The following is a 12,452-nucleotide window of genomic DNA, read 5'->3' on the forward strand; positions in this document are numbered from 1 at the left end:
TAAGACCTCCGTGTTGTGCGGCAAAGACCTATTTTGTCAGCCTTCACCCTAAGGCAGTGGTGTTTCGCCTGGTATGCAGGGAGGGAGTGCGCAGTTGACCCGCCGGTAATTTTGCGCACAGCACGAGCTTTTTCAGGTGGAGCCGGTACTGTGGGGCCGGTAATTTGCGCTGGCAGCTTCCGACGCGGTGGCAAGCGATGCAGGCCAGCCGTATCGGGACAGGAGGCCACGTGATTCTGCAGGCAGCGACAGAATCGGTGACGAGTAACCTCGCGTTGACCGAGTTGCTCGATCCGATGCACCTGCTCACGGAGACGTGGCTGAAGGACGCGGTGCTGCCGGCCATCCTGGTCATCGTCTTCATCGAGACCGGCTTGCTGTTCCCGATCCTGCCCGGCGATTCGCTGCTGTTCACCGGCGGCCTGCTCGCCGCGCAGCCGAATCCGCCGGTGTCGATCTGGGTGCTGGTGCCCGCCGTCGTCCTGGTCGCGTTCGCGGGAGACCAGTGCGCGTATTGGATCGGCCGGGCGATCGGGCCCGCGCTGTTCCACAAAGAGGACACCCGTTTCTTCAAGAAGCACTACGTGACGCAAACGCACGAGTTCTTCGAAAAGCACGGGCCGAAGACGATCATCCTGGCCCGCTTCGTGCCGATCGTGCGCACCTTCATGCCGGTGCTGGCCGGTGTCTCCAAGATGGACTACCGCAAGTTCGTCGCGTTCGACATCGTCGGCGCGCTGCTGTGGGGCGGCGGTGTCACGGTGCTCGGCTACTTCCTGGGCAACGTCGCGTTCATCCGGGACCACGTCGAGGCGATCTTCTTGCTCATCGTCTTCGTGTCGATCCTGCCCGGCATCAGCGCGGTGGCGAAGAAGCTGCTCGGCCGCAATGCGCAGACGCAAGAGCAGGCCGAGGCGAAGCTGCCCGCCTCGACCAGCGAGTCCACCCGCTGAAGCCGGTGACGACGGAATCGTCGCCCCTAGCCGTGGGCAGTTTCGATCCGCTACTGTCGGCGGGCCCCGCGCTCGTCTGGACGGTGGTGCTGACCTTCGTTTTCCTCGAGTGCGCGGTGATCCTCGGGCTGTTCTTGCCCGGTGACTCGATGCTCATCACCGCGGGCATCGTGATGGCGTCGCACGCCTCGGGTGAGACGCACGTCTGGGCGCTGTCGGTGGGCGCGATGGTCGCGGCCATCGCGGGCAATCAGGTCGGCTACGTCATCGGGCACCGCACCGGACGACACCTGGTGGCCAGGAAGAACGGCAGATACATCAACGTCCGCAACCTGCAACGCGTCGCGGAGCTGCTGCATCGGCACGGCTTCGTCGCGGTGCTGATCGCCCGGTGGATCCCGTGGGTGCGCACCCTGTGCCCCTCGGTGGCAGGCGCCGCGCGGATGGACCACCGCAAGTTCACAGTCGCCAGCACGATCGGCGCGATCGTCTGGGCGCCGGTGCTGTTGCTCATCGGGTACTACGCGGGCAGCTTCCTGCAGCGCGTGCAATGGCTGATGCCGATCGTGATCGGCACGCTGGTGGTGGGCCTGATCATCGGGACGGCGCTCGGCGTGCGGCACTACCGGCAGGAGATGTCGCAGCCCGCCGAGGACTTCGCGCTGGAAACGGCTCCGGGCGCCGTGCTGGAGCCCGAGGGCTGATCCTCGGTCACAGCCCAGCGGCGCTGACCTGGTAGGCCGCCTCCATGAGCAGCCAGCCGGACAACTGCACCGACATGTCGCGTCCCGGCACTTTCGACGAGGTGACCGAGCCGCCGGAGGTGAGGTAACCAGCTCCCGCGCTGCCGCCGGGCAGGCGCGCGGGCTTGCTCCAGTCGTGCCCGAACAGTGGCTCGCCCTCGACTTGCAGCCGGTTCGCCCACGCCGCCTCGGCGGACGCGGTGACGATAGCGGCGGCCGCGCGGCGGTCGGCGATTTGCTGGGCGTCCTCGCCCGGCAGCATCACCGCGACCAGCGCCAGGTATCGGGCCAGGATGCCGTTGAACAGGCCGCCGTCGCCGCCACCACCACCGTCGACCACACCGTCGGTGGTCATGTGTTCCTCGACGGCCGCGAGCAGCCGGTGCACGCGTTCGGTGTGCCTGGGCTCGCCGGTCTGCACGGCGAGTTCGGTTTCCAGGCCGAGCGCCACACCCTGGCAGTAGCTGAACACGGGACGCTCGATCTCGCCGGAGGGTAGGTGAATGCCATCCAGGATCAACCCGGTCTCCGGATCGCGCAGGGTCGCGTCCAGCCAGTCGGACATCTCCTGAGCGCGTTGGACGCGCCCGAGGCGCAACAGCGCGATCGCGGCAGGACCGTTCGCGGGCGCGTTGAAGTAGTCCGAGCCGATGCGCCAGGGCAGGCCGCCGCCGACCTGCGGCTGCCAGCCGTCGTGCAGCTGCTTCTCCAGCGCGACCAGCGCACTGCGCACGTCGGTGCCCTGGGTGCGCTCGGCGCGTTCCAGCGCGATGGCGAGCCAGGCCATGTCGTCGTAGTAGCGGTTGGTCCAGCCGGTGATGTTGCGGATGCGGTGTGAGCGCGCCAGCGCGGCGATTCGCCTGCGGCGCAGCGGAGTCGGCGCCCGATTCGCGGCGTCGGTCGCGCACTCGATCAGATGCGCCTGCCACCAGTAGTGCCACGCGCCGAAGATTCGCTCCCGCTTGGTCGCCGGCCAGCCGACCACACCGAGTTCGGTGCCAGGGAGCGCCCACAGCGCGCGCAGATGCCGGGAGATGATCGACGATTCGGCCATATCGGCCCGTTCGGACCACAGCGTCGCCGGCGCGACGGCCTCCCGGCCCGCCGGTGCCCGGCCGGCCGGCGGACGCGGTGCCGCGGAGCCCGTCTCGGCGTGCTCCACGCTCGGCACCTCGATATCGTCGCTCCGCGAGGTCATGGGTCAATGGTGCCAGGCCAGAACGCATTTATGCGCCCGATTTGTTACGAAAGCGATGTGGAATCGTGCCGGTGGGCTTCCGGGGGCGAAGATCGCCAGCTCAGACGATCGTGCGCGGGTCCGGCACTCACCATGCGGTCGCCGGATCGGCGTGTTGCCGGATCCAGGCGTGCATGGCGATCCCGGCGGCCACACCCGCGTTGATGCTGCGGGTCGAGCCGAACTGCGCGATCGACACCGTCATCACGGCGGCCTGCTTGGCGTGGTCGGTGACACCGGGGCCTTCCTGGCCGAACAGCAGCAGGCACGCGCGCGGCAGCGTGACCGTCTCCAGCGGCACCGAACCCGGCACGTTGTCGACGGCGACCACGGTCAGGCCCGCGCGCTCGCTGAACGCCAGCAGTTCGCCGATGTCAGCGTGGTGGCGGATGTGCTGGTAGCGATCGGTCACCATGGCCCCCCGGCGATTCCAGCGCCGACGCCCGACGATGTGCACGGCCGCGGCGGCGAAGGCGTTCGCCGTGCGGACCACCGTGCCGATGTTCGCGTCGTGCCCGAAATTCTCGATCGCGACGTGGAACGGGTGCCTGCGCCGGTCGATGTCGGCGACGATGGCCTCGCGGCTCCAGTAGCGGTAGGCGTCGACCACGTTGCGGCGGTCGCCACCGGCCAGCAGTTCGGGATCGAGGCGCGGATCATCCGGCGGCGGCTCGGCGTGCTCGCTCGCCCACGGACCGACGCCGTTGGGGTGCTCGCCCCACTCCGTCGGGCCGGGTAGATCCTGCTCCGCCGCGTCCGGCGCTGGGTGACTCACCTTCATGATGCTAATTCCGGGCACCGCGCCCGCGACGCGTGGCTCAGTAGCCGGACGAGCTTCCCGCGAACACGCCGACCAGGGCGAGCACCAACATCAACAGCAGGAACAGCAGGCTCACGCACAGCAGCCCGGTCGCGATGATGCCGCAGATGTATCCCGCGTTGACATTCCCCCGGCCGCCGATGGTTCCACCGGACGCGTCGATCTCGTTGAGCGCCCGCTTGCCCATCACCCACGCGAACGGTCCGATGAACTGACACAGCACGAGACTCAGGATGCCCAGGATCAAGATCGTGGTGGATTGCGGGTGGTCCGGTGCTCCGTAGGCCCCATAGGCTGGATAGCCGTACGGCGGCGGCTGCGGCGGGTAGCTCATCAGCAGGATCGTAGTAGGTGTGGCTGCCTACACCACTTTTTCGGCGGTCGGCTCCATCGACCCCCGGAATCGCCGCGACCACCATGGATTCCATGACCGAGACACACACCGAACCGACCCTCGTGCTCGACGCGCCGGCCAGTGCGCCGGAACCGGAAGAGCATGTCCTTCGATCGGTCCTGCTCGCACCCGTGCGCGCCCGGTTCTGGAAGGAACTCGTCTACGTTCTCACCGTTTTCGTGCTTGGCTGCCTGGCCGTCGCCTACCTGTTCCTCGGCTTCGGCGGCGGGCTGTATCTCGCGATCACCGTCATCGGCCTGCCGGTGCTGGCAGGCGTGCTGCTCGGCGGACGGCTGTGGGGCCGGATCTACCGCGCCCTGGCCAAAGATCTGCTCGGCATCGTCGTCGCGCCGCCCCCGCCGTTCGCACCCGCGTCCGGCCTGATCGGATTCTTCCGCAGCGCCTTCACCGATCGGGCGGCATGGCGAGCGGCATTGTTCCTGCTCGCGCAGGCGGTGCTCGGCGTCGCGGTGGGTTACCTGGTGCTCGTCGCGGTGGCGATGACCATGTTCACCGCGCTCTCCCCGATCCCATGGGCACTGATCCGCCCGACGAATGTCGACGAGAACGGTGTCGAGCACCAGTCGATGGTCCAGTTCGGCGATCTCTACCTCGACAGCTGGCCGAAAGTGCTGGCGTTCGCACTGGTGGGGGTGCTCGGCTGCCTGGCGCTGCCCTGGCTGCTGCGCGGCGTCTGCTGGTTGCACGGGCTGTTGACGATCGCGCTGCTCGGCGCGACGACCCGCGATCGCCGAGTGACCGAGTTGCAGGAGAGCAGGCGCACCGCCGTCGAGGACTCCGCGGCCACGCTGCGCAGACTGGAACGCGACCTGCACGACGGTACTCAGGCCAGACTGGTCACCATCGCGATGGCGCTGGGCCGTGCGGAGGATCGGCTGGCCGCGGGCGGCGATCCCAGCGACCTCATCGCCGAGGCGCGCGCGGGTTCCAAGGAGGCGCTGACCGAACTGCGCGAACTGGTGCGCGGAATCCACCCGCCCGCATTGGAATTGGGGCTCGGACCGGCGCTGGAGACGCTGGCGGCGCGCTGCTCGGTGCCGGTGCAGCTGCGGGTGCATCTGCCCGAACGGCCCACTCCGGCCATCGAAGCGATCGCGTATTTCTCGGTGGCCGAATTGCTGACGAACGTGGTGCGGCACGCGCGGGCCACCAGCGCGTGGGTCTCGGCGCTGCCGGGTGACGGGCGGACGATCGCGGTAACAGTGCGGGACAACGGTACCGGCGGCGTGATGACGCCCGTCGACGGCGCGCTCGGCGCGGGCAGCGGGTTGTCCGGCCTCGCGGCGCGGGCCCGCACCGTGGACGGGACGCTGACCGTGCACAGCCCGGCCGGTGGGCCGACGGTGGTGACGATTCTGCTGCCGCTGGCGGGGTCACGATGAGTGACGGACTACGCCTCGTGATCGCCGAGGACAGCGCCATCCTGCGCGACGGGCTCGCCGGGTTGTTGACCGAACGCGGCCACGAGGTGGTCGCCATGGTCGGCGACGCGACCACTCTCGCCGACGTGGTCGGCACACATAACCCCGACGTCGTCGTGGTGGACGTGCGGATGCCGCCCAGCTACACCGACGAGGGGCTTCTGGCCGCCATCGAATTGCGCCGCAAATACCCGATGACCGGCGTACTGGTGTTCTCCCAGTGGGTCGAGACCCGCTATGCCACGGAATTGCTGGCCGGTGGCGCGAGCGGCGTGGGCTACCTGCTCAAGGACCGGGTCGCCGACGTCCGTGACTTCGTGGACGCGCTGCACCGCGTGGCCACCGGAGGGACCGCGCTCGACCCGGAGGTGGTGAGTCAATTGATGGGCGCCTCACGTCAGCAGGATGCGCTGGCCCGCCTCACCCCGCGCGAACGCGAGGTGCTCGAGCTGATGGCCCAAGGCCTGTCCAACAGCGCCATCGCCGCCGCCCTGACCGTCACCGAGCGGGCGGTGGAAAAGCACATCGGCAATATCTTCCTCAAGCTCGACCTACCGCCCTCTGACACCCACCACCGCAGGGTTCTGGCGGTATTGCGACTCAAGGGCTGACGGCGCTGTGGTTTGTCGGCACGTTATGCCAGACTGGCCCCAACGCGGTATCCGTGCGGGGAGGGGAGGAAGCGATGACCGTCGACGTGAACTGGCCTGATCATCTGCTGACCCTGGAGGACTGGATTGCGCTGCCGGAGGACAGCAGCCGAAATTACGAGCTTGTCGAGGGGGTTCTGGTCGTGTCACCGAAGCCGGTGTCGCAACATCAGCGCGCTGTCTTGCGGCTGGGCCCGCAGTTGGAACCGCAACTGCCCGACACCCACGGCGTGCTGGCCGATACCGAAGTGGTGATCGACGCAGGCTCGGTGCCGACCATCCGAGTTCCGGACATTCTCGTGGTGCCCGAAGCTGGTATCGAGGCCAACCTGCCGCGCTATGATGCGGCCGACGTGCTGCTCGCGGTGGAGATTCTGTCGCCCGGTTCACGACGTACCGATCGAGTGACGAAATTCTTCGAGTACGCCGAGGCGGGTATCGAATACTACTGGCTGATCGACCTCGACAAACCCACAAGCCTTGCCGCCTACCACCTCATCGGCCGCGACTACGAACTCGTCGCCGAACAATCCGGCATCGTGACAGTCGACATTGCCGGAACCCCGATCACAATCGACCTCCCCGCGCTGACCAGCAGCCGAGCGGGCCGATAGCGCTTTCCACCGCCCGTTCCGGGCCTATCCTGGAGGTCTGGCACTCGGGGTGGAGGCTGGTATGGATCACGAGCGGATACTGCGCACGGTGCTCGGGGTGACCGCCGGGTATCTGATCCTGCTGGCGCTGTGGTTGGGGTGGGTGGTGCATCGGACGCCGCCGGGAACCGTGCCGTATCAGATCGTGGCGTTGGTCGGGTTGTTCGGTTCGTGCGTCGGCATCGGGATGATGCTGGCCGGACGGCCGTCCAAGGCGGATCGCCGCTTGTGGCGGCACGGGCTGGAAGGCTGGGCGACCGTCGAGGGCGTGCACCCACTCGAGCGCACCGACCATTACACGGAGCTCACCGAGCTGGATCTGGAACTGACCGTACCGGGCTCCGAGAGTTACCGTGGCACTGTGGTTTTCGACGCCACCCCGGCCGACAAACCCCGGCTCGCGGTCGGCGAGATCCTCTCCATCCGCGTCGACCCGGCGAACCGGGATCGCATCATTCTGGTGCTGTGAGCACCGGCTTCACGTGCGCTTTCGGATCGGCGAGCAGGTACTGCGCGGCCGCGTAGGTCGCCAGGATCACGCCTTCGGCCACCCGCCGGGTCCGCTCGCCGCGCGCGAACAACCGCCGCAGCACGATCAGCCCGTCCGAGACGGTGAACAGCAGCGCTCCGACGCCGAGGCGGCTGCGCGGATCGGTACCGGGAATGTTCACTCCCGCAACGTTTTTCGTGGCGGGCGCCAGCGCAGGGTCCGACGCGAGCACGGCCGCGGTACCCAAGGTGACGCCGTACGCGGTCAGCGGCGCGGCCACCGAAGGGGCCTTCTTCCGCAGCAACCCGGCCGCGCCCAGCCAGGCGGCCACCCGCGGTACGGCCACCCCGGCGGCGGGCCTGCCACCCATCCGCCACCACAGCGCGGAGTATCCGGCCTGCATCACCGCGAACGACGAGGCGCCCGCGATCAGCCTGCGATCGTCGTCCGGATCGATGAGCAGGATGTCGCCGACCGTGGCCGCGCCCAGCGACCCGATCAGCACCGTGCGCTCGGTGGACGGCAGCTCTCTGCCTTCGGTGGCCACGTCCGCCGCGAGCAGCGGCATCAGCAGCGGCTTCGCGATCCACTGCGCCTTCTCCCGCCCGGTGACGGCGCCGAAGACGGTGAGCGCCGCCGCCGCGAGATATCCGGCTCGGAACGGCCGCATGGTCAGAAGCTCGGCTCGGCGGGCGCGGGCGGCAGCGTGACGACTTGTCCCGCGTAACTCAGCCCCGCGCCGAAGCCGAGCAGCAACGCCGTCTGCCCGCCCTTGGCCTTGCCGGTGACCAGCATTTCCTCGATCGCGAGCGGAATGGACGCGGCGGAGGTGTTTCCGGTGTTCTCGATGTCGTTGGCCATCGGGATCTCGTCGGCCAGCCCGAGATTCTTCTTCATCAGCTCGTTGATCCGCGCGTTGGCCTGATGCGGGACGAAGACCTCGATGTCCTCCTTGGCCACGCCGGAGACCTCGAGCGCGGTGGACAGCGCGCGCGGCAGGGTGACCGCGGCCCAGCGGAAGACGCGGGGGCCCTCCATCCGCAGCGACATCCGGCCGACCGGATCCACCGCCGGGTCGAGCCCCTGCATGGCCTGAGCGCGCTGCATGTACTCGAGGAAATCGATGTCCTGCATGATCGCTGCTGCGTTCTCGCCGTCGCTGCCCCACACGGTCGGCGAGATGCCGTTCTCGTCGCTCGGGCCGACCACGACCGCGCCCGCGCCGTCACCGAAGATCATCGCGGTGCCGCGGTCGGTGGGGTCGAGTCCGACGGTCATCGTCTCGGCGCCGATGAGCAGGACGTACTCGGCGGAACCGGATCGGATCATGTCGGCGGCCACGCCGAGGCCGTATCCGAAGCCGCCGCAGCCGGAGGTCAGGTCGAAAGCGGGGACGCCGTTCATGCCGATGTCATAGGCCACCTGCGGCGCGCCGTGCGGGGTGAGGGTCAGCCAGCTGGAGGTGGCCAGGATCACGGCGCCGATCTTCGACCGGTCGACGCCGCTGTTGACGATCGCGCGCTCGCCCGCCGCCGCCGCGATCGACCGGAGCGTCTCGTCACCGCTGATCCAGCGCCGGTTGCGGACGCCGGTGCGCTCGAAGATCCACTCGTCGGTGGAATCCAGGACCTCGCAGACCTCCGCGTTGCTGACCAGGCGTTCGGGTCGGTAAGCGCCGATTCCGAGCATCGCGACGTTCTCGCGGCTCCTGTTGACTGCAATGCTCACCACTGGAGACTCACACGACCCTTCACCTTCGAAGACTTACACCTCGTCCAGGCTATCCCAGGGCGAGATCCTTCAAGCCGAGGATCGACCGGTACTCCAGACCTTCCGCGGCAATCACCTGGTCGGCGCCGGTTTCCCGGTCGACGACGGTGGCGACGCCGACCACGGTAGCGCCCGCAGCGCGCAACGCGCGCACCGCGGTCAGGGGCGAATTGCCGGTCGTCGTGGTGTCCTCCACGACCAGCACCCGCTTGCCCACGACATCGGGGCCTTCGATCTGGCGCTGCATGCCGTGCGACTTCGCGGCCTTGCGCACCACGAAGGCGTCGATCGGGCGGCCGGGCGCGTGCAGCACGGCCAGCGCCACCGGGTCCGCGCCCATGGTCAGGCCGCCGACGGCGTCGAAGTCCCAGTCCGCGACGAGTTCGCGCAGCAGCTTGCCGATCAGCGGGCCCGCGCCGTGGTGCAGCGTCGCGCGGCGCAGGTCGACGTAGTAGTCGGCCTCTTTGCCCGAGGACAGGGTCACCCGGCCGTGCACGACGGCGAGCTCGCGTACCAGCGCGGCCAGCCGGTCCCTGTCGTTGGTAATCACGTCGATCATGTCAAGTCCTTCCGCGTGCGTTGAACAGCCCGCGATTGAGCCGGGCCCCCAGGGTTCGCGGGATCATTCCGGCGACGGTGGTGAGCGCTTTGTACTGCACACCGGGCACGCTGAGCACCCGGCCCTTCTCCAGATCACGCAGTGAGCCGGCGACTACCTGGTCGACGCTCAGCCACAACGCTTTCGGCAGCGAGGACATCTCGATGCCTGCTCGCTGGTGGAATTCCGTGCGGACGAATCCCGGGCACAGGGCTTGGACCCGGACTCCGGTCCCGGCCAATCCGCCTGCCAACCCTTCCGTGAAGGATACGACGTATGCCTTGGACGCCGAGTACGTCGACCCTCGTCCGGGAATCAGGCCTGCCACGCTGGCCACGTTGACGACGCAGCCGTTGGCCGCCGCGATCATCGGCGGCAGCGCGGCCCTGGTGAGCCGCACCACGGAGGTGACGTTGACGTCCAGTTGCGCCTGCAACTGCTCGGGCGGCAATGTCCAGAACTCCCCTGACCGCGCGAAACCGGCGTTGTTCACCAGGAATTCGACGCCGTCGGCCAGCCGCGCCGCGACCCGCTCGCGATCCTCGGCCCCGGCCAGGTCGGCGACGAGCAGCTCCGAGCGGGTACCGAAGCGGTGTTCCATCTCGGTCGCGAGGGCGGTGAGCCGCTGCTCGTCCCTGGCGGCCAGCACCAAGTCGTAGCCGAGGGAGGCCAGCCGGGTCGCGTAACCGCGGCCGATACCCGAGGTCGGTCCGGTGATCAAAGCCACCGGGCGGGTGGCGCCGGGCAGCCGGGGATGCTCGGTCATGACGGCGCGATCGATGGCAGTCGCTCGGGTCCGACCGCGGTGGGCGCGCGGCCGGTCACTTCGGCACGGGTCCCTGGTAGGGGCGGAAGCCGGGATGGAACGGTCCACCGGGCGGGTCGGCGGGCCGCTGCCGCGACTCGGAGTCGGCCCGGCCCTCGGCGCGCTCGTCGCGTTCCTCATGTGACCGAGGTCCGTCGTCCTCGCGCACACGGGCGCGGGTGTTCGGCACGACGGCCAGCGACGGGCGGCGCGCCGGTTCCGATCCCCGCTCCTCGGCTCGCTCGCCGGCGTGGGAGTCGTCATCGGACCGCTCGTCGCCCTCGGCCTCCGGGCGCGGACGGTCGCCCGCGTCGTCCTCGGGGCCCCGGACGTTCTCGCCCCGCTGACGCTCGCGAGGCCGGGAGCGGCCCGGCTCGGGTCCGCCGTCGTCGAAGTGCGGCTCGCTGACCGGTGGCAGCACGTGCAGCAGGCCGGACAGGCGCAGCACCGCGTCGATCGCGCCTTCCCAGTCCTTCGGGGTGGTGCCGACCAGCAGCATGCCCAGCGTCCAGTTGCCCTCGCTCCAGAGCATCTGTACGGAGTCCGGAAGATTCTCGATGAACGCGACCATGCGCTGATCGACCGCGTGCCTGGCGATTTCGGGGTTGGTCGCGAACACCACGCGATCACCGATGGCGCCGAGCAGTTCCAGATCGTGGTCCTTGGGCGGCGCGGCCGTCTTCAGCCGCATGTCCACGTCGATGTCCGAACCGATCTGGCGGCGGACCGCGACCAGCGTCGCGGAGTCCTCCAAGTCGAACAGCACGAACTTCTCGCCCTTGCGGATGCCGGAGACCACGTCGACCGCGGAGAGATAGCCCAGTTTGGTCAGCGCGCCCCGCCGCCACGTGGACGGCAGCGCGGGTTCCACGGACACATAGGTATAGCCCTGCGACTTCGCCCACACCTGTCGCGCGTGACCGGTCCGCTGACGCTGGAGCCGATCGAAATACAGCAGCACGATCGCACCCACGAGCGCGATCGCCGCCAACCCGAACCACATTGCCGTCATCGACGCCTAGCCTAATGGTCCCGGCCGGACATGGTCCGTCATTACCCCCGGCGCTTCGCGCGGGCCGCGCCCGGCGCGGCTCATCGTCCGCCGCCGGGCAGCGAGGTACCGATGATGACCTTCGCCTGGATCGATCCGTCCGCGGCCTTGTCGCCCTGGATCAGCACCAGCTCACCGGTGGCGAGATCGGATACTTTCGTGCCCGACAAGGCGATCACCTGCGTCTTGGCGTCCGTGCGCACCGTGATGGTGTTGCCCATCACCGAACTCACCGTCAGGGTGCCCCCGTCGTTCGCGGTGATGGTGCCCATGGTCGCGCCGAGCCCGTCGGCATCGCCGAGGCCGGGCACGCTGGGCAACCCGCTCGGTGGGGTCGGCTGGGCGTTCCTGGTTCCCGGCGCCGGTCTCGTGGTGACGCGCGTCGTCGGTGCCGCCGCGGTGTCGGCCGAGCCGGAATCGCTTGCGCCCAGCAGCACGCCCGAGACCACCCCGATCGCACCGATGAGCAACACGACGCCGATGCCGAGGGCGATCCACAGACCGGTGTTGCGCCGCGGCGGCTGCGGTGGTGGTCCCTGCGGCACTCCCCCGGCAGGCGGCATCGCGCCGCCGGGCGGCCCCGCCGCACCCGGAGCGGTGTCCGGATAGGCGGCCCACTGGGAGTCGTAGGACGGGAACGCGCGCGTCGCGTTCGTCGGGGGTGGGCCCCAGGATCCGTACTGCTCCGTCGGGGGATATTCCGACGGAGCGCCGGCGCCGTACGCGTCGGGATACGCCGTGGTGTGCGCCGGGCCCCCGTAGCCGGACTTGCCCGGCGGACCCAGGTGCTCGGTCGGTGCATCCTCCGGCCGCTGTCCCCAGGGATCGTTCGGGTTGGTCATGGCT

Annotated in this window: 15 protein-coding genes; 6 read left to right on the forward strand and 9 right to left on the reverse strand. The window is 69.0% G+C overall.

Annotated features, from left to right (window positions below):
• Positions 1-296: 296 nt before the first annotated feature.
• A complete protein-coding gene (locus ABZ824_RS09735; protein ID WP_356963478.1) occupies positions 297-953 on the forward strand; it encodes a VTT domain-containing protein in 657 nt (218 codons plus the stop codon).
• A gap of 5 nt (positions 954-958) precedes the next feature.
• Positions 959-1,657, forward strand: coding sequence for a DedA family protein (locus ABZ824_RS09740; protein ID WP_356962840.1), 699 nt, complete (start codon positions 959-961; stop codon positions 1,655-1,657).
• A 7-nt stretch (positions 1,658-1,664) separates the two neighbouring features.
• Here the strand turns inward: ABZ824_RS09740 and ABZ824_RS09745 are convergent, their stop codons facing one another.
• The 3 genes from ABZ824_RS09745 to ABZ824_RS09755 form a co-directional block, all read right to left on the reverse strand.
• Positions 1,665-2,750, reverse strand: coding sequence for a glycoside hydrolase family 76 protein (locus ABZ824_RS09745; RefSeq protein ID WP_355072107.1), 1,086 nt, complete (start codon positions 2,748-2,750; stop codon positions 1,665-1,667).
• 271 nt (positions 2,751-3,021) lie between these two features.
• Entirely contained in the window at positions 3,022-3,714 is a 693-nt protein-coding gene (locus ABZ824_RS09750) for a TrmH family RNA methyltransferase (protein ID WP_355071522.1), read from the reverse strand.
• Between the two features lie 37 nt (positions 3,715-3,751).
• Positions 3,752-4,087 carry a DUF4190 domain-containing protein gene (locus tag ABZ824_RS09755; RefSeq protein WP_356962841.1) on the reverse strand — a complete coding sequence of 112 codons (336 nt, stop codon included), beginning with the start codon at positions 4,085-4,087 and terminating at the stop codon, positions 3,752-3,754.
• A gap of 92 nt (positions 4,088-4,179) precedes the next feature.
• Between ABZ824_RS09755 and ABZ824_RS09760 the strand changes: the two genes are divergently transcribed.
• The 4 genes from ABZ824_RS09760 (at position 4,180) to ABZ824_RS09775 (ending at position 7,361) form a co-directional block, all read left to right on the forward strand.
• Complete coding sequence (locus ABZ824_RS09760; RefSeq protein WP_356962843.1) at positions 4,180-5,550, forward strand: sensor domain-containing protein; 1,371 nt, start codon at positions 4,180-4,182, stop codon at positions 5,548-5,550.
• Positions 5,547-6,200 (forward strand): response regulator transcription factor, encoded by a 654-nt coding sequence (locus ABZ824_RS09765; RefSeq protein ID WP_355071518.1) that lies wholly within the window; start codon positions 5,547-5,549, stop codon positions 6,198-6,200. The genes ABZ824_RS09760 and ABZ824_RS09765 overlap by 4 nt, the downstream gene beginning before the upstream one ends.
• 74 nt (positions 6,201-6,274) lie before the next feature.
• The gene (locus ABZ824_RS09770) at positions 6,275-6,853 is read left to right on the forward strand and encodes a Uma2 family endonuclease (RefSeq protein WP_356962844.1); all 579 of its coding nucleotides are present in this window, start codon (positions 6,275-6,277) and stop codon (positions 6,851-6,853) included.
• 61 nt (positions 6,854-6,914) lie between these two features.
• Positions 6,915-7,361 carry a hypothetical protein gene (locus ABZ824_RS09775; protein WP_355071515.1) on the forward strand — a complete coding sequence of 149 codons (447 nt, stop codon included), beginning with the start codon at positions 6,915-6,917 and terminating at the stop codon, positions 7,359-7,361.
• Here ABZ824_RS09775 and ABZ824_RS09780 read toward each other — a convergent pair.
• The 6 genes from ABZ824_RS09780 to ABZ824_RS09805 form a co-directional block, all read right to left on the reverse strand.
• Positions 7,345-8,052, reverse strand: a complete 708-nt coding sequence (locus ABZ824_RS09780; RefSeq protein WP_356962845.1) for a lysoplasmalogenase — start codon at positions 8,050-8,052, stop codon at positions 7,345-7,347. The two genes, ABZ824_RS09775 and ABZ824_RS09780, sit on opposite strands and share 17 nt — an antisense overlap.
• A gap of 2 nt (positions 8,053-8,054) precedes the next feature.
• Positions 8,055-9,113: a beta-ketoacyl-ACP synthase 3 gene (locus ABZ824_RS09785; RefSeq protein WP_355071511.1), complete on the reverse strand. Its 1,059-nt coding sequence runs from the start codon at positions 9,111-9,113 to the stop codon at positions 8,055-8,057.
• Positions 9,114-9,162: 49 nt separating this feature from the next.
• Positions 9,163-9,711 (reverse strand): orotate phosphoribosyltransferase, encoded by a 549-nt coding sequence (gene pyrE, locus ABZ824_RS09790; RefSeq protein WP_355071509.1) that lies wholly within the window; start codon positions 9,709-9,711, stop codon positions 9,163-9,165.
• Between the two features lies 1 nt (position 9,712).
• Complete coding sequence (locus ABZ824_RS09795; RefSeq protein WP_356962847.1) at positions 9,713-10,516, reverse strand: SDR family NAD(P)-dependent oxidoreductase; 804 nt, start codon at positions 10,514-10,516, stop codon at positions 9,713-9,715.
• Between the two features lie 55 nt (positions 10,517-10,571).
• Positions 10,572-11,567 (reverse strand): hypothetical protein, encoded by a 996-nt coding sequence (locus ABZ824_RS09800; RefSeq protein ID WP_356962849.1) that lies wholly within the window; start codon positions 11,565-11,567, stop codon positions 10,572-10,574.
• An 80-nt stretch (positions 11,568-11,647) separates the two neighbouring features.
• A complete protein-coding gene (locus ABZ824_RS09805; protein WP_355071506.1) occupies positions 11,648-12,448 on the reverse strand; it encodes a DUF5666 domain-containing protein in 801 nt (266 codons plus the stop codon).
• Between the last annotated feature and the right edge of the window lie 4 nt (positions 12,449-12,452).

Source organism: Nocardia sp. NPDC047038 (assembly GCF_040644075.1).
Classification (GTDB): Bacteria; Actinomycetota; Actinomycetes; order Mycobacteriales; family Mycobacteriaceae; genus Nocardia; species Nocardia sichangensis.

Excerpts from the sequence above, each read along its gene's own strand:
- ABZ824_RS09735 (WP_356963478.1), top strand. The coding sequence starts at position 297 with ATGCACCTGCTCACGGAGACGTGGCTGAAGGACGCGGTGCTGCCGGCC.
- ABZ824_RS09745 (WP_355072107.1), bottom strand. The coding sequence starts at position 2,750 with ATGGCCGAATCGTCGATCATCTCCCGGCATCTGCGCGCGCTGTGGGCG.
- ABZ824_RS09750 (WP_355071522.1), bottom strand. The coding sequence starts at position 3,714 with ATGAAGGTGAGTCACCCAGCGCCGGACGCGGCGGAGCAGGATCTACCC.
- ABZ824_RS09755 (WP_356962841.1), bottom strand. The coding sequence starts at position 4,087 with ATGAGCTACCCGCCGCAGCCGCCGCCGTACGGCTATCCAGCCTATGGG.
- ABZ824_RS09760 (WP_356962843.1), top strand. The coding sequence starts at position 4,180 with ATGACCGAGACACACACCGAACCGACCCTCGTGCTCGACGCGCCGGCC.
- ABZ824_RS09765 (WP_355071518.1), top strand. The coding sequence starts at position 5,547 with ATGAGTGACGGACTACGCCTCGTGATCGCCGAGGACAGCGCCATCCTG.
- ABZ824_RS09770 (WP_356962844.1), top strand. The coding sequence starts at position 6,275 with ATGACCGTCGACGTGAACTGGCCTGATCATCTGCTGACCCTGGAGGAC.
- ABZ824_RS09775 (WP_355071515.1), top strand. The coding sequence starts at position 6,915 with ATGGATCACGAGCGGATACTGCGCACGGTGCTCGGGGTGACCGCCGGG.
- ABZ824_RS09780 (WP_356962845.1), bottom strand. The coding sequence starts at position 8,052 with ATGCGGCCGTTCCGAGCCGGATATCTCGCGGCGGCGGCGCTCACCGTC.
- pyrE (WP_355071509.1), bottom strand. The coding sequence starts at position 9,711 with ATGATCGACGTGATTACCAACGACAGGGACCGGCTGGCCGCGCTGGTA.
- ABZ824_RS09795 (WP_356962847.1), bottom strand. The coding sequence starts at position 10,516 with ATGACCGAGCATCCCCGGCTGCCCGGCGCCACCCGCCCGGTGGCTTTG.
- ABZ824_RS09800 (WP_356962849.1), bottom strand. The coding sequence starts at position 11,567 with ATGACGGCAATGTGGTTCGGGTTGGCGGCGATCGCGCTCGTGGGTGCG.
- ABZ824_RS09805 (WP_355071506.1), bottom strand. The coding sequence starts at position 12,448 with ATGACCAACCCGAACGATCCCTGGGGACAGCGGCCGGAGGATGCACCG.